A 15,933-nucleotide genomic window follows, 5' to 3' on the forward strand; every position below is an offset into this window, starting at 1 on the left:
TAAGCAAGCGCTTAGTTACCGATCGGTACTGGCGCGTCGCACCCGTGAGCACGCCCGATGGAGGACGCCATGCCCCGCAACATCTACGACGAGGACCACGAGGCGATGCGCGCCTCCGCGCGAGAGTTCGTCGCCCGCACGCTCGCCCCCCGTGCCGAGGAGATGGTCGAGCTCAAGTCGATCCCGCGCGACATCTGGACCGAGGCCGGCAAGCAGGGCTTCTTCGGCTTCGACATCCCCGAGGAGTTCGGTGGCGCCGGCGTCGACGACTACCGGTTCAACGCGATCGTCGCCGAGGAGATGTCGCGCTTCAACGCCGCGACGAGCTCGTGCTTCGGCATCCACTCCGACGTCTGTCCGCCCTACATCGTCGACCTCGGCACCGAGGAGCAGAAGCAGCGCTGGCTGCCCGGCATGGCGAGCGGCGACCTCATCTGTGCCATTGCGATGACCGAGCCCTCGGGCGGGTCCGACCTCGCAGCCCTCAAGACCACCGCGGTCCGCGACGGGGACGCGTGGCTGCTGAACGGGTCCAAGACCTTCATCACCAACGGCTACCAGGCCGACCTCGTCATCGTCGCCGCCCGCACCGACGCGTCCAAGGGCGCCAAGGGCATCACGCTCTTCATGGTCGAGCGCGGCATGGAGGGCTTCAACAACGGCCGCAAGCTCGACAAGGTCGGCATGGACGAGTCCGACACCGCCGAGCTCTTCTTCGAGAACGTGCGCGTGCCCGACGAGAACCGCCTCGGCGAGGAGGGGATGGGCTTCATCGCGATGATGCAGCGCCTCCCGCAGGAGCGCATCGGCGCCGCCGTCTCCAACGTCGCCCACGCGAAGAAGATCCTCGAGGAGACGATCCAGTACGCGAAGGACCGCAAGGCCTTCGGCCAGCCGATCGGTGCCTTCCAGCACAACAAGTTCCTCATGGCCGAGCTCGTGACGAAGATCGAGGTCGCCGAGGCGTACGTCGACGACTGCGTCGCGGCCCACGCCGACGGCAAGCTGTCGGCCGTCGACGCGGCCAAGGCCAAGTGGTGGAGCTCGCAGGTGCAGAACGAGGTGCTCGACCACTGCGTGCAGCTGCACGGTGGCTACGGGTTCATGAACGAGTACCGCGTCGCCCGCGCCTGGCGTGACGCCCGCGTCACGAAGATCTGGGCCGGCTCGAACGAGATCATGAAGGAGCTCATCGGCCGGGACCTCGGCTTCTGATGGGGGTCCACTCCGGAGCGGTCGCGATCGTCACGGGTGCGAGCCGCGGCATCGGCCTGGGCATCGCCGAGCGGCTCGTCGCCGACGGCGCCAAGGTCGTCATCACGGCACGCAAGCCCGAGGCGCTCGCCGAGGCGGTCGAGCAGCTCGGCGGCCCCGAGCACGCGCTCGGGATCGCCGGCAACGCCGCCGACGAGGCACACCAGGACGAGGTCGTCGCTGCGGCGCGCGAGACGTTCGGCGGTCTGCACCTGCTCGTCAACAACACGGGCATCAACCCCGCCTACGGCCCGATGCTCGACAGCGGCCTCGACGTCGCCCGCAAGGTGCTGGACGTCAACGTCGTGGCCGCGTTCTCGTGGATCAGGAAGGCGGTCGCGGCAGGCCTCGGCGACGCCGAGCACTCGGGCGCGGTCGTCAACCTCGCGTCGGTCGCCGGACAGGGCGCCAGCGGCGTCATCGGCTGGTACGGCGTGTCCAAGGCCGCGCTCATCCACCTGACGACCGAGCTCGGCTACGAGCTGGGTCCCGACGTGCGCGTCAACGCCGTCGCGCCGGCTGTCGTCAAGACGAAGTTCGCCGAGGCGCTCTACGAGGGGCGCGAGGAGAAGGTCGTCCGCGCGTACCCCATGAAGCGTCTCGGCCTTCCCGAGGACGTCGCGGGCGCGGTCAGCTTCCTGCTCAGCCGCGACGCCTCGTGGATCACCGGCCAGACGCTGACCATCGACGGTGGCGTCACCCTGGGCGGCGCCCTGTAGCGAGTCCCCTTGGCCCACAGCGGCATACGTCGATCACGTATGCCGCCGTGGGCCATGGGTGGACAGGAACCTTCCCCGGGTCGGCCCGGTGGTGCCAGCGTTGACCTGGCACTCACCAGGACCCAGGAGGAAGTCGTGTCCGACACTGTCGCACTCGTCACGGGAGCCGCACGCGGGATCGGGCGCCAGGTCGCCGCCGACCTCGCCGCGCGGGGGTTCACCGTCGTCGTCTCGGGCCGTGACGCGGCCGCGGCTCTGGCGACGGCGGCCGAGCTGTCCGACCGGGGCGACGTGCGAGCCCTGGGGCTCGGCCTCGACGTCGCCGACGTGCGAGCCGTCGCGGCGGTGCCGGCCGCGGTCCGGGACGTCACCGGGCGGCTCGACGTGCTCGTCAACAACGCGGCCGCCTTCGTCGACTGGACCGAGGTCGCCTCGGCCGCCGATCTCGACGTGGCGCGAGACGTCATGGACACCAACCTCTTCGGCGCGTGGCGCATGGTCCAGGCGCTGCTGCCGATGCTGCGGGAGAGCCCGCACCCACGAGTCGTCAACGTCTCGAGCGGCGGAGGGTCGCACGGGGACGAGCAGTTCGGCCTCACCCGTCGCGGTGGTGCCGCCGCGAGCTACGGCATCAGCAAGGCCGCCCTCAACGCCCTGACGGCCACCCTGGCGGCCGAGCTCGCCGGGACCGGGGTCCTCGTCAATGCCGTCTGCCCGGGCCTCACGGCCACGTGGCCGGGCGCGGAGCAGATGGGCGCGCGGCCCGTCGAGGAGGGGGCGGCCTCGGTCATCGCGGCTGTCGTCCTGCCCGACGGCGGTCCGTCCGGCGCCTTCCTGCGCGACGGACACCCGATCCCGTGGTGACCGGGTGCCGAGCTGGGACGAGTTGACACGATTTAGGCAGGCCTTACTAAGGTGAGCCTTACCTAAGTCCGCTCGGGTGTCCGAGGTGGACCGGGTTCCCGTCACCTCAGAGAGAGACCGTCGCCGTGCCCCGCCTCAGAACTGCCCTCCTCACCGCTGCCGCGGCGCTGCTCGTGCTCGCGGGCTGCACCACCGGACCCACCGGCGGCGGCGCCGACCCGGCCCCCGCCAGCGGGACGAGCGGGCCGGGAGGGGCCGACGCGACGCCATACCCCGTCACGCTCACCGACGCGTTCGGCAGCGTCACCATCACGAAGGAGCCGAAGCGCGTCGTCACCCTCGGGTGGTCCGACGCCGACCACGTCGCGGCCCTCGGGGTCGCCCCGGTCGGCGCCCCCAAGGTCACGTGGGGCGGCAACGCCAACCTCTCCACCGACTGGTTCGACACGCAGCTCGCCGCCATCGGCGGAGCGCAGCCGACCCGCTTCGACGACGCCGACGGCAACCCGGTCGAGGAGATCGCGAAACTGCAGCCCGACCTCATCCTCGCGACGAACTCCGGCATCACGAAGGAGGAGTACGACAAGCTGCGCAAGCTCGCACCCGTCGTCGCCTACCCCGAGGTCGCCTACGGCACCCCGTGGCAGGACTCCCTCGAGACGATCGGCAAGGCCCTCGGCCGCACGACGCAGGCCGCAGAGGTCGAGAAGAGCACCGTCGCCGCCCTCGACGCCGCCAAGGCGAAGTACCCGCAGCTCGCGGGCAAGACGTTCATCTACGGCTACATCGCCCCGACCGACCTCTCGCAGATCGGCTTCTACACCCCGAGCGACCTGCGTCCGCGGATGCTCACCGAGCTCGGCATGAAGAACGCCCCCTTCGTGGAGCAGCGGGCCAGGAACTCCAGGGAGTTCTACCTGACGGTCAGCTCCGAGCAGGCCGCCTCGCTGACCTCAGACGTGTTCCTCACCTACGTCACCGAGGACTCGCAGGTCGCCGCCATGAAGGAGGACCCGCTCGTCGGGCAGGTTCCGGCGATCCGATCCGGCGCCCTGGTCGCGACCAAGGACGAGAAGGTCGGGCTGACGATGAGCTCGCCCACCCCGCTGTCGATCCCGTACATGACCGAGCTGTTCGTCCCGCTCGTCGCAGCCGCCGCCGACAGGGCCGACGCCCCTTCATGAGCACCACACGGACCGCCGACCGGACGGGTGTCACGCCTCCGGCCGCCACCCGCTCCGGCAGCGGCCCGGTGCTCGTCGCCGTACTCCTCGTGCTGCTCCTCGTCGCCGTGCTCTCGTCGATCACATTGGGCTCCAAGGCGGTTCCCTTCACCGATGTCGCACGAGTGCTGACCGGTGACGGTGACGGCATCGCCGACCGGGGCATCATCGAGGCGCGGGTCGCCCGCACCGTCGTGGGGGTCCTCGTGGGCGCAGCGCTGGCCGTCGCAGGCGCGGCCATGCAGGGACTGACCCGCAACCCGCTCGCCGACCCCGGACTGCTCGGGGTCAACGCCGGCGCGAGCCTAGCCGTCGTCGTCGCGATCGCCGTCTTCGGCGTCGGGTCGCTCACCGGCTACGTCTGGTGGGCGATGGCGGGCGCCGGGCTCGCCGCGGTGCTCGTCCACGCGCTGGCCGGTTTGGCCGGGGGAGGGGTGACGCCGCTGCGGCTCACCCTCGCGGGGGCGGCGGTCACCGCCGGCCTCGCAAGCTGGTCGTCGGGACTCCTCGTGTCGAGCAAGCAGTCCTTCGACTCCTTCCGCTTCTGGCAGGTCGGCACGATCGGGGGCCGCGGGCTCGACCTCGTCGTCACCGTGCTGCCCTTCTTCGCCGTCGGTCTCGCCCTCGTCCTCCTTACCGTGCGACGGCTCGATGCACTGGCGCTGGGCGACGACCTCGCGCGCGGCCTCGGTGAGAACCTCGTGCTGGCCCGCGCCGCGGTCGCGCTCGGGGTCGCGGTCCTCTGCGGCGCCTCGACGGCGCTTGCCGGACCGATCGGCTTCCTCGGCCTCGTCGTTGCGCACGGCGCGCGCTTCGCCGTCGGACCCGACCACCGCCGCATCATCCCCGTGTGTCTCATCGGCGGGCCGGCGCTGCTGCTGCTCGCCGACACGGTCGGCCGACTCGTCGCCCAGCCCAGCGAGGTGCAGGCCGGCATCATGACCGCCGTCGTCGGCGTGCCCATCTTCGTGCTGCTCGTGCGTCGCGGACGGATGGCGAGCCTGTGACCGCCACGGCCGTTGCCCCGGCGCCCGCCGCATCCTCCGCCGTGGACCGCGTGCGGCGCGCACGGCGCCGGCCGGCCCGCCGGGTGCGGCTCGTGCTGACGACGCTCGCCGCCGCCGCCTGCGCAGCCGTGCTCGTGCGGGTGCTCCTCGGCGAGTACGTCGTGGCCCTCGCCGACCTCGTGCCCATCCTGCGCGGCGAGCCGCTGCCGAACGCCCCGGGCGCCTCGTTCATCGTCATGGAGGCCAAGCTGCCCCGTGCCCTCCTCGGCGCCCTGGCCGGGCTGGCCTTCGGCGCCGCGGGCGCGATGTTCCAGACGACGCTCCGCAACACGCTCGCGAGCCCCGACATCATCGGCATCAGCCTCGGCGCGTCGGCCGCGGCCGTCGTCGCCCTCACGACGCTCGACGCCCAAGGGCTCTGGCTGCCCGCGGCGGCCCTCGCCGGCGCGCTCGCCGTGAGCCTGCTCATGCATGCCGTCGGGCGCGGGACCGGGCTCGCCGGCCAGCGGATGGTCCTCGTCGGCATCGGCATCGCGGCGATGCTCTCGAGCGTCATCCAGCTCGTCATGACCCGCACGTCGATCCAGGACGCGCAGGCCGCGCTCGTCTGGCTCACCGGCTCGCTCGCCCGGGCGACGTGGCCGGTCATCGGGCTGCTCGCGGTCGCGCTGGTCGTGCTCGCGCCGGTCCTCGCCCTCTGCGCTCGCTGGATGCGGCTGGCCGAGCTCGGCGACGACCTCTCGACGACCCTCGGGGCGCCGGCCGGACGGGCCCGGCGGGGTCTCGTGGTCGCGGTCGCGATGGCGGCTGTCGCGACGAGCGCGACCGGTCCGATCGCCTTCGTCGCCTTCCTGTCGGGCCCCATCGCCCGGCAGCTGTGCGGCGGCCGGCCCTCGCTCTGGGCAGCCGCCCTCGTCGGCGCCGTCGTCGTCGTGCTCTCGGACTTCGCGGGCGACTACCTCATCCCCGACGTCAACCTCCCTGTCGGCGTCGTCACCGGCGCCCTCGGTGCCCCCCTCATGCTCGCGGTCCTCGTCACCGCGGGTCGAGCCGGAAAGGCGTGACATGACCACCACGACCCTCACCCCCGCGTCCACCGACGTCGCGGGTCCCCGCACCCCCGCGATGAGCGCCCGCGGGCTCACGCTCTCCCACGCCGGCCGCACGGTCGTCGACCGTCTCGACCTCGACGTCCCGGCCGGGCAGGTCACGGTGGTCGTGGGCCCGAACGGTTGCGGCAAGTCGACGGTGCTGCGCGGCCTCTCCCGACTGCTCAGGCCGAGCGCGGGCGCGGTGCGCCTCGCGACGGACGGCGCGGAGGCGGACATCTGGTCCCTGCGGCCGAAGGAGTTCGCACGACGGGTCGCGCTGCTGCCGCAGAGCCCGCCGCTGCCCGACGGCATCACCGTCGTCGACCTCGTCGGCCGCGGCCGCCACCCGCACCACACGCTCGCGCGCCGATGGTCGGCCGCCGACGACGATGCGGTCGCCCGAGCCATGCACGCCACCTGCACGCTCGACCTCGCCGACCGGCACGTCGACGAGCTCTCCGGCGGCCAGCGCCAGCGGGTCTGGATCGCCCTGACGCTCGCGCAGGAGACCGACGTCGTCCTGCTCGACGAACCGACCACCTACCTCGACGTCGCCCACCAGATCGACGTGCTCGACCTGCTGCGCGACCTCAACCGCCGCGACGGAACCACCGTCGTCATGGTGCTGCACGACCTCAACCTCGCGGCGCGCTACGCCGACCACGTCGTGGCCCTGCGCGAGGGCCGCCTCGTCGGCTGCGGTGCCCCTGCCGACCTCGTCGACGAGGACTTCGTCGCCCGCGTTTTCGGGCTCGGCAGCCGAGTCATCGCCGACCCCGTGACGGGCTCTCCGCTCGTCGTGCCCGCCCCCACGCACGAGCAGACCGGAGCCACGCCGTGACCACGACCACCGTCAACCCCCTCCTGCTGCTCACCGCGGCGGTGCGCCGCGTCGAGCGCCTCAGTCCTTCCTTCGTGCGAATCCGTTTCGGGGGAGAGGGTTTCGAGCACCTGGGCCCCGAGGGGCCGACGCTCGACCAGCGCGTCAAGCTGCTCATCCCGACGCCCGGGCACGTCGTGCCACGCCTTGACCCGACGGCGTGGTATGCCGCCTGGCTGGCGCTGCCCGAGGAGGAACGTGGCGTCGTGCGCACCTACACGGCCCGCGCCCTCGAGGGTGAGGGTGACGAGCGACAGCTCGTCGTCGACTTCGTGCTGCACGGCGCGGTCGGGCCCGCGGCAGCCGGGCCGGCAGCCACCTGGGCCGAAGAGGCCCGCGTCGGTGACGAGATCGGGCTCCTCGCGCCGCGCCGTGGTCACGAGCGCTCGTTCGGCGGCATCGAGTTCGCGCCCGCCGACGCACGACGGCTCATCCTCGTCGCCGACGAGACCGCCGTGCCCGCCCTCGCCTCGATCGCCGAGGCGCTGCCTGCGGACGCCGACGGCGTCGTCGTCGTCGAGGTGCCCGACGCCACCGACTTCCTCGACGTCCCCTTCCCGCCCGGCATCGAGGCGCACTGGATCGCCCGCGGCGACCGGCCCCGAGGCGCCCAGACGGTCGCCACGCTTCGCGAGTGCCTGCACCTGGACATCCTCGGCCGTCGCGTCGACGACCAACCGTCGCCCGTTCGGGCGGACGACCTCGACGACGACGTCTGGGAGACCGCGATGTACAGCTCCTCAGGCGACGACGTGGCCGGCGCCCGCGACGAGGCCGCCCACCTCGGACCCGACGACACGTACGCCTGGGTGGCCGGCGACTCCGACACCGTCAAGGCGTGCCGGCGCCTGCTCGTGGGCGAGGGCGGCATGCCGCGTCATCAGGTGGCCTTCATGGGGTACTGGAAGCAGGGACGCGCGAGCTGACCCCGACCACGCGACGCGCCGACCGGCATACGGCCGGTGTTGCGTGGTTCCGGGGCAGGCAGGCAAGAATGGCGCCTGCGGCCACCGTCGTCCGCCCAGTGCCACGAGGTGGCACCGCGGCCATCCGGCCGCAACCGACGACGGAAGAAGGTCCATGGAGATCTGGCCCGGCAAGCCCTACCCCCTTGGGGCCACCTACGACGGCTCGGGAGTCAACTTCGCGGTCTTCTCCGAGGTCGCCGAGCGCATCGAGCTCTGCCTGCTCGACGACGACCTCAACGAGACGCGTCTCGACCTGCCCGAGGTCGACGGCTTCGTCTGGCACGGCTACGTGCCCTACGTGCAGCCCGGGCAGCGCTACGGCTTCCGGGTGCACGGTCCCTACGACCCTGCGAACGGGCACCGCTGCAACCCGAGCAAGTTCCTCCTCGACCCCTACGCCAAGGCCATCGAGGGGCAGGCCGAGAACGACCAGTCGCTCTACTCGTACACCTTCGGCGACGCCAAGGCCGCCACGACGACGAAGATCAACACCGACGACAGCGTGCGCCACACGATGCACTCGATCGTCATCAACCCGTTCTTCGACTGGGGCGACGACCGTCCGCCGCGCCACGAGTACCACGAGACTGTCATCTACGAGGCCCACGTCAAGGGCCTGACGAAGCTGCACCCCGAGATCCCCGAGGAGATCCGCGGCACGTACGCCGGCATCGCGCACCCCGCGATGATCAAGCACCTGGGCGACCTCGGCATCACCGCCATCGAGCTCATGCCCGTGCACCAGTTCGTCCAGGACGCGCCGCTCGTCGACCGCGGCCTGTCGAACTACTGGGGCTACAACACGATCGGCTTCCTCGCTCCGCACAACGAGTACGCCGCCGGAGGGCAGCGCGGGCAGCAGGTGCTCGAGTTCAAGGCCATGGTCAAGGCGCTGCACGCGGCCGACATCGAGGTCATCCTCGACGTCGTCTACAACCACACCGCCGAGGGCAACCACATGGGCCCGACGCTCGCCTTCCGCGGCCTCGACAACAACAGCTACTACCGGCTCGTCAGCGACGACCTCAGCCACTACTACGACACCACCGGCACCGGCAACAGCCTGCTCATGCGCAGCCCGCACGTGCTGCAGCTCATCATGGACTCGCTGCGCTACTGGGTCACCGAGATGCACGTCGACGGCTTCCGCTTCGACCTCGCGGCGACCCTGGCCCGGCAGTTCCACGAGGTCGACAAGCTGTCCGCGTTCTTCGACCTCATCCAGCAGGATCCGGTCGTCAGCCAGGTCAAGCTGATCGCCGAGCCGTGGGACGTCGGCGAGGGCGGCTACCAGGTCGGCAACTTCCCGCCGCTGTGGACCGAGTGGAACGGCAAGTTCCGCGACACCGTGCGCGACTTCTGGAGGGGGGAAGGCGGCGCGCTGGGTGAGTTCGCCTCTCGCTTCACGGGTTCCAGCGACCTCTACGAACACTCGGCGCGCAAGCCCATCGCCTCGATCAACTTCGTCACCGCCCATGACGGTTTCACGCTGCGCGACCTCGTGTCCTACAACGAGAAGCACAACGAGGCCAACGGTGAGGGCAACAACGACGGCGAGAGCCACAACCGCTCGTGGAACTGCGGCGTGGAGGGCCCCTCGGACGACCCGACCGTCCGCGACCTCCGGCTGCGGCAGCAGCGCAACTTCCTCACGACCCTGCTCTTCTCGCAGGGCGTGCCGATGATCCTGCACGGCGACGAGCTCGGCCGCACCCAGCAGGGCAACAACAACGGCTACTGCCAGGACAACGACATCTCGTGGATCCAGTGGATCCTCGACGAGGACGACCAGCAGCTGCTCACCTTCACGCAGTCGCTCGTCAAGCTCCGCCGCGAGCACCCGGTCTTCCGTCGCCGGCGCTTCTTCGCCGGCAGCGCGGACCACGGTGGCGAGAGCGAGCTCGGTGACATCGCGTGGTTCACCCCGGACGCCCAGCACATGGACGACGAGGCGTGGAGCAACGGCCTCGCGAAGTCGCTCATGGTCTTCCTCAACGGCTCGGCCATCCCCGAGCCCGACCCGCGGGGGCAGACGATCTACGACGACTCGTTCCTCGTGATGTTCAACGCCCACGACGAGCCGCTCACCTTCACGCTGCCAGACGACGAGTACGGCGCCGAGTGGATCCCGGTCATCGACACGGCCCTGCACGACGTGCAGGTCAACCGTCTCGAGCCCACGTGGCAGATCCAGGTCCAGCCCCGCAGCACCGTCGTGCTGAGGTGCCCGCGCGAAGTCGTCTCGCCCATCATCCCGGGCGTCACAGAGGAGGCCACCGCGTGAGGTATGCCAGCGCGCCCGTCTCGACCCACCGGCTCCAGCTCGAACCGGACTTCACCCTCGACGACGCGGCGGCGCTGGTCGACCACCTCGCGAGCCTCGGCGTCACGCACCTCTACCTGTCGCCGATCCTGCAGGCCGCGTCCGGGTCGAAGCACGGCTACGACGTCATCGACCACTCGAAGGTGGCCGAGGGACTCGGCGGCGGCGCGGCATACGCCCGCCTCGTCGAGCGTGCCCACGCCGCCGGCCTCGGCATCGTCGTCGACGTCGTGCCCAACCACATGACGACGCCGACTCCCTTGTCGCTCAACGTCCCCTTGTGGTCGGTGCTGCGCGACGGGCGCACGTCGCCGTATGCCGTGTGGTTCGACGTCGACTGGGACGCCCAGGACGGGCGCCTCCTCCTCCCGGTGCTCGGCGGGCCGCTGGAAGACGTGCTCGCCGGCGGGGAGATCACGCTGGGGAAGCAGGACGGCGAACCGGTCGTCCGCTACTACGACCACGTCTTCCCGGTGGCACCCGGCACCGACCTCGACCAGCCGCTCGGTGCGCTGCTCGACGCCCAGCACTACCGGCTGGCGTCGTGGACCGTCGGGGACTCGGAGCTCAACTACCGACGCTTCTTCGACGTCACCTCGCTCATCGCGGTGCGCGTGGAGGAGCCCGAGGTCTTCGACGCGACGCACGAGCTCCTCGTCGAGGGCGTGCGGTCTGGCTCGATCCAGGGGCTGCGCATCGACCACCCCGACGGCCTCGCCGACCCCGAGGGCTACCTCGAGCGGCTCGCCGACGCCACCGACGGCGCGTGGGTCGTCGTCGAGAAGATCCTCGAGGGCGACGAGCCGCTGCCGCAGGGTTGGAAGACGGCGGGGACGACCGGCTACGACGCGATGTTGCGTATCGGCGGCCTCTTCGTCGACCCGACCGGCGCGATGCCGCTCACCCGCCTCTCGGACGAGATCCTCGGCGAGTCGCAGGACCTCGACGCCATCGTCGCGGAGTCGAAGCGGTGGGTCGTGTCGGTGATGCTGGCGACGGAGGTCAGCCGCCTCGTGCGCCTCGTGGAGCGTGCCCGGCCCGACCTCGACGAGGCCGAGGTGAGGCGTGCCCTCGAGACGATGCTCGTCGGGATGGACCGCTACCGCATCTACCGTCGGCCCGGCACCGAGCCGACGGCGGCGGACGTCGGCGAGCTCGAAGCAGCCGTCGTCCGCGGTCGGGAGTCGCTCGAGGGGCTCGACCTCGACCCCGCGGTCGTCCAGGGTCTCGTCGACCTCGCCCTCGGCAGGGGCGAACGGGCCGACATCCCGGCCGCCGACGAGTTCCTCGTGCGCTTCCAGCAGACGTGCGGCCCCGCAATGGCCAAGGCGATCGAGGACACCGCGTACTACCGCTACGTGCGGCTGGTGGGCCTCAACGAGGTGGGCGGCGACCCCCGACAGGTAGGCGTCCCGGCCGAGGCGTTCCACCATTTCGCCGGACGGATCCTCGACACCTGGCCCCAGACGATGACGACGCTGTCCACCCACGACACCAAGCGTTCCGAGGACGTGCGGGCGCGGCTCTTCGTGCTCGCGGAACGCCCCGAGGCGTGGGCTGGCTGGGTGCGCACGGCGCGTGAGCTCGCCCGCGGGTTCCGCGGCGCGGAGCTCGACGCGCTCACCGAGTACTTCCTGTGGCAGACCGTCGTGGGAGCCTGGCCGATCACCGAGGAACGGCTGCAGGCCTACGCCCTCAAGGCGATCCGCGAGTCGAAGCTGCACACGCGGTGGACCGAACCGAACGAGACCTACGAGTCGGCGGTCGAGGACTTCCTGTCCGGAGTGCTGTCGACCCCCGAGGTCGTCGCTCACGTCGAGACGTGGGTCGCCGACACCGCCGACGAGACGCGCGCCAACGTGCTGGGGCAGAAGCTGGTCCAGCTCACGATGCCCGGCGTGCCGGACGTCTACCAGGGCACCGACCTCGTCGACCTCTCGCTCGTCGACCCCGACAACCGGCGCCCCGTCGACTACGACGACCGGCGCGAGCGGCTGGCCCGGCTCGACGCAGGCGGCGCGCCGGCCGACCTGTCGGACGAGAAGCTCCTCGTCACCGTCGCCGCCCTGCGCACCCGCCGCGACCGACCCGAGTGCTTCACCGGCGAGGCGGCGACCTACCAGCCACTGCCGAGCGGCTCGGACCACGCGGTGGCCTTCGGTCGGGGCACCTCGACGGGTGTCGACGTCGTCACGGTGGTGACCCGCCTCGCCGGCCGTCTCTCCGACGCCGGCGGGTTCGGCGACGAGAGCCTCGACCTGCCGGATGGCCGGTGGTCCGACGTCCTCTCGGGCCGCACGCTCGGCGGCGGCAGTCTGCGGCTCGCAGAGCTCGTCGGCGGCGAGGCCGGCGACAGTGGGCTGGACAGTGGGCGGGACAGTGAGCGGAACGCCTTGCCGGTGGCCCTGCTCGTGCGGGTACGTGACGACGCATGACCGCCGAAGCGATCCGCGTCTGGGCCCCCTCGAGCGATCGTGTCCACGTGCTCGTCAGCCCGGTCACCGGCACCGTCGCTGCCGGGGAGCGGCACGCGATGGAGCCGACCGGGGGCGGCTGGTGGTCCTGGACGCCCTCGACCGACGGGCCGTTGGACTACTCGTTCAGCCTCGACGGCGGCGACCCGAGACCCGACCCCCGCAGCGCGTGGCAGCCGCACGGGGTGCACGGCCCGAGCCGCACCTTCGCCCCTGCGGCCCACACATGGGGCGACACCGACTGGCCCGGCACCCGGGAGGGCCGCGGCGTGCTCGGCGGGGTCGTCTACGAGCTGCACCTCGGCACCTTCACGCCGGAGGGCACCCTCGATGCCGCGATCGGCCACCTCGGGCACCTCGTCGAGCTCGGTGTCGACGTCGTCGAGGTCATGCCCGTCGCGGCGTTCGGTGGCACGCACGGCTGGGGGTACGACGGCGTCGCGCCGTACGCCGTCCAGCACGCGTACGGCGGCCCGGCGGCCTTCCAGCGCTTCGTCGACGCCTGCCACGCCACGGGGCTCGGCGTCTGCCTCGACGTCGTCTACAACCACCTCGGCCCGACCGGCAACTACCTCGCCGAGTTCGGCCCGTACTTCACGGACACCCACACCACGCCGTGGGGCCCCGCCGTGAACCTGGACGCCGACGACAGCCACGAGGTGCGCCGGTGGGTCGTCGACAACGCGCTCCGCTGGTTCCGCGACTTCCACGTCGACGCGTTGCGCCTGGACGCCGTCCACGAGCTGCGAGACGGCTCGGAGCGTCACCTCCTTGCCCAGCTGTCCGACGAGACCGCCTCTCTCGCAACGGAGCTCGGTCGCCCGCTCGACCTCATCGCCGAGAGTGACCTCAACGACCCGGTCATGGTGACGCCGACCGCCGAGGGCGGCCGCGGTATGACGGCGCAGTGGGACGACGACGTCCACCACGCCCTCCACGTCACGCTCACCGGCGAGACGCAGGGCTACTACGCCGACTTCGCCGGTGGCACGCGGGCCTGGCCGGACGGCGGCCCGGTGTCGGTGCTGGCCAAGACCCTGACCGAGGCGTTCCTCCACGACGGTCGCTACTCGACGTTCCGCGACGCGGAGTGGGGGGCCAAGGTGGACAAGGAGACCCGGTCGGGCCACCAGTTCCTCGCCTACCTGCAGACCCACGACCAGGTGGGCAACCGCGCGACCGGCGACCGCATCAGCGAGCAGGTCTCCCCGGGGCAGCAGGCCATCGGGGCTGCGCTCTACCTGCTCTCGCCCTACACGGCGATGGTGTTCATGGGTGAGGAGTGGCGGGCCAGCACGCCCTTCGCCTTCTTCACCTCGTTCGAGGAGGAGTGGCTCGCCGATGCCGTGCGGTCGGGTCGCCGCGCGGAGTTCGCGGCCCACGGCTGGGACGAGGCCGAGGTGCCCGACCCACAGGACCCTGCCACCCGCGACGGGAGCGTGCTCGACTGGGGCGAGCCGACGGCGCCGGGCCACATCGAGATGCTGCACTTCTACCGAGAGCTGATCCGGGTGCGTCGGACCCAGCCCGACGTCGCGTCCGGCGACCTGCGCGCGACGTCGACGGCCTACGACGAGGCGGGCGGCTGGCTCATCATGTCGCGCGGCTCCGTGCACGTGGTGTGCAACCTCGCCAGCCGCAGCCAGGTCGTGCCCTTCGACGGCGACGTGCAGCACGTCCTCGCGTCGTGGGGCCGTGCGCCCATCGTCGACGAGCACGGCGTCTGGCTCGACGGCCACGACGTCGCCGTGGTGCGCACCGCCTGAGGGCCGTGCCGTCCGCCGCGAAGATCGGGTCCGGAAGCCGGGTCGGTGCTCGGGGTCCGGGTCTAGTTTGGTTCGAGGCGGCTCGGAGAGCCCGGGTGCCCTGAGCGAATCGAGAAGCCATGGCCAACCACGTGTATTCGATCTCCGAGGTCGTCGGGTCGTCTCCTGAGGGCATCGAGGCAGCGGTCGGCAACGCCGTCGCCAAGGCGAGCTCGACGGTGCGCAACCTCGACTGGTTCGAGGTGACCGACATCCGTGGCCAGCTCGCCGACGGTTCCGTCGCGCACTGGCAGGTCACGGTCAAGCTCGGCTTCCGGCTGGAGGACTGAGCGCTCGCGCCCCGGTCGCGGGGAGGAGGCTGCCTCAGCGCCGCTGGGTCAGGACTCCTTGACCCTGACCATGCCCTCCTGGGCGGTCGTGGCCACGAGCGTGCCGTCCTGCGTGTACATCTCGCCGATCGCGAGCCCACGGCCGCTGATCGCCGACGGTGACTGCTGGGCGTAGAGGAGCCACTCGTCGGCGCGCGCGTCGCGGTGGAACCACATCGAGTGGTCGAGGCTCGCCACGCGCAGCCGCGGGTCGGTCCAGACCAACCCGTGACGCCGCAGGACGGGCTCAAGCAGCGAGTAGTCGCTCGAGTAGGCGAGCACCGCGGCGTGGAGCAGGGGATCGTCGGGCAGCCGGTCGATCGCCCGCATCCAGACGTGGTTGGTGGCCACCTGCTGCTCGCCCGCGTCGACGAAAATGTTGCTCTCGACGGGACGCATCTCGATCGGCCGGGACTCGGCGATGTGCCTCGCGCCGGGGTGGTCGACGCCGCGGAAGGCGTCGGCGAGCGACGGGAGGTCGTCGGGGCCGGTGACCTCGGGCATGGGGTCCTGGTGGTCGAGGCCGCCGGCACGCTCCTGGAACGAGCACGTCATCGACATGATGGGGGCGCCCTTCTGCACGGCGTGGACGCGCCGCGTCGAGAACGAGTTGCCGTCGCGCATCTCCTCGACCGCGAAGCGGATCGGCAGGGTGTCGTCGCCGGGGCGCATGAAGTAGCCGTGGAGCGAGTGGATCGGTCGGGAGCCGTCGCCGTCGTTGACGTCGCGCACGGTGATGCCGGCGGCCATGACGCACTGGGCGAGCACCTGACCGCCGAACACGCGGCCGTGCGGCATCTTCTGGCTGCGGCCCTCGAAGACGCGCGCCGAGGTCGCCCCGATCGACTCGGCGGCGTCTCGCCCGAGCACGTCCGTGACGGCTATCCGCGCGGTCCCGATGTCGCGGAGGGTCAGCACGTCGAGGAGGTCCTCGAGGGGTGGCAGCGGGCGCGGCTCAGCGGGGGCGTCGGCACTCACACGTCGACCCTACTGGCC

Annotated in this window: 13 protein-coding genes; 12 read left to right on the plus strand and 1 reads right to left on the minus strand. The window is 71.5% G+C overall.

The features are described from left to right. The first annotated feature begins 69 nt into the window (after positions 1–69). The 12 genes from ACYVNR_RS01355 to ACYVNR_RS01410 all read left to right on the plus strand — a co-directional run bounded on the left by ACYVNR_RS01355 (position 70) and on the right by ACYVNR_RS01410 (position 14,898). Entirely contained in the window at positions 70–1,215 is a 1,146-nt protein-coding gene (locus ACYVNR_RS01355) for an acyl-CoA dehydrogenase family protein (RefSeq protein WP_458803160.1), read from the plus strand. Then, positions 1,215–1,973: an SDR family oxidoreductase gene (locus tag ACYVNR_RS01360; RefSeq protein WP_461046041.1), complete on the plus strand. Its 759-nt coding sequence runs from the start codon at positions 1,215–1,217 to the stop codon at positions 1,971–1,973. Before ACYVNR_RS01355 ends, ACYVNR_RS01360 begins: the two co-directional genes overlap by 1 nt. Before the next feature lie 135 nt (positions 1,974–2,108). Continuing rightward, positions 2,109–2,837, plus strand: a complete 729-nt coding sequence (locus tag ACYVNR_RS01365; protein ID WP_461046043.1) for an SDR family NAD(P)-dependent oxidoreductase — start codon at positions 2,109–2,111, stop codon at positions 2,835–2,837. Between the two features lie 125 nt (positions 2,838–2,962). Then, positions 2,963–4,021 (plus strand): iron-siderophore ABC transporter substrate-binding protein, encoded by a 1,059-nt coding sequence (locus tag ACYVNR_RS01370; protein ID WP_461046044.1) that lies wholly within the window; start codon positions 2,963–2,965, stop codon positions 4,019–4,021. Continuing rightward, complete coding sequence (locus ACYVNR_RS01375) at positions 4,018–5,067, plus strand: FecCD family ABC transporter permease (RefSeq protein WP_461046046.1); 1,050 nt, start codon at positions 4,018–4,020, stop codon at positions 5,065–5,067. The genes ACYVNR_RS01370 and ACYVNR_RS01375 overlap by 4 nt, the downstream gene beginning before the upstream one ends. Before the next feature lie 50 nt (positions 5,068–5,117). Further along, positions 5,118–6,131, plus strand: a complete 1,014-nt coding sequence (locus ACYVNR_RS01380; RefSeq protein ID WP_461046359.1) for a FecCD family ABC transporter permease — start codon at positions 5,118–5,120, stop codon at positions 6,129–6,131. A 1-nt stretch (position 6,132) separates the two neighbouring features. Further along, the gene (locus ACYVNR_RS01385; RefSeq protein WP_461046048.1) at positions 6,133–6,999 is read left to right on the plus strand and encodes an ABC transporter ATP-binding protein; all 867 of its coding nucleotides are present in this window, start codon (positions 6,133–6,135) and stop codon (positions 6,997–6,999) included. After that, positions 6,996–7,964 (plus strand): siderophore-interacting protein, encoded by a 969-nt coding sequence (locus ACYVNR_RS01390; protein WP_461046050.1) that lies wholly within the window; start codon positions 6,996–6,998, stop codon positions 7,962–7,964. Before ACYVNR_RS01385 ends, ACYVNR_RS01390 begins: the two co-directional genes overlap by 4 nt. Positions 7,965–8,118: 154 nt before the next feature. Further along, a complete protein-coding gene (gene glgX, locus ACYVNR_RS01395; RefSeq protein WP_461046052.1) occupies positions 8,119–10,290 on the plus strand; it encodes a glycogen debranching protein GlgX in 2,172 nt (723 codons plus the stop codon). Further along, positions 10,287–12,764 (plus strand): malto-oligosyltrehalose synthase, encoded by a 2,478-nt coding sequence (gene treY / locus ACYVNR_RS01400; protein WP_461046054.1) that lies wholly within the window; start codon positions 10,287–10,289, stop codon positions 12,762–12,764. The genes glgX and treY overlap by 4 nt, the downstream gene beginning before the upstream one ends. Beyond that, on the plus strand, positions 12,761–14,569 hold the full coding sequence (gene treZ / locus ACYVNR_RS01405) for a malto-oligosyltrehalose trehalohydrolase (RefSeq protein ID WP_461046056.1): 1,809 nt from the start codon (positions 12,761–12,763) through the stop codon (positions 14,567–14,569). The genes treY and treZ overlap by 4 nt, the downstream gene beginning before the upstream one ends. Positions 14,570–14,688: 119 nt before the next feature. Beyond that, entirely contained in the window at positions 14,689–14,898 is a 210-nt protein-coding gene (locus tag ACYVNR_RS01410) for a dodecin (RefSeq protein ID WP_458803180.1), read from the plus strand. Between the two features lie 48 nt (positions 14,899–14,946). On the opposite strand, the gene ACYVNR_RS01415 is transcribed toward ACYVNR_RS01410, so the two are convergent. After that, on the minus strand, positions 14,947–15,915 hold the full coding sequence (locus tag ACYVNR_RS01415; protein ID WP_461046059.1) for an acyl-CoA thioesterase: 969 nt from the start codon (positions 15,913–15,915) through the stop codon (positions 14,947–14,949). Positions 15,916–15,933: the final 18 nt, after the last annotated feature.

This window comes from Terrabacter koreensis (genome assembly GCF_054783315.1).

Excerpts from the sequence above, each read along its gene's own strand:
- ACYVNR_RS01385 (WP_461046048.1), top strand. The coding sequence starts at position 6,133 with ATGACCACCACGACCCTCACCCCCGCGTCCACCGACGTCGCGGGTCCC.
- ACYVNR_RS01410 (WP_458803180.1), top strand. The coding sequence starts at position 14,689 with ATGGCCAACCACGTGTATTCGATCTCCGAGGTCGTCGGGTCGTCTCCT.
- treZ (WP_461046056.1), top strand. The coding sequence starts at position 12,761 with ATGACCGCCGAAGCGATCCGCGTCTGGGCCCCCTCGAGCGATCGTGTC.
- ACYVNR_RS01355 (WP_458803160.1), top strand. The coding sequence starts at position 70 with ATGCCCCGCAACATCTACGACGAGGACCACGAGGCGATGCGCGCCTCC.
- ACYVNR_RS01375 (WP_461046046.1), top strand. The coding sequence starts at position 4,018 with ATGAGCACCACACGGACCGCCGACCGGACGGGTGTCACGCCTCCGGCC.
- glgX (WP_461046052.1), top strand. The coding sequence starts at position 8,119 with ATGGAGATCTGGCCCGGCAAGCCCTACCCCCTTGGGGCCACCTACGAC.
- ACYVNR_RS01360 (WP_461046041.1), top strand. The coding sequence starts at position 1,215 with ATGGGGGTCCACTCCGGAGCGGTCGCGATCGTCACGGGTGCGAGCCGC.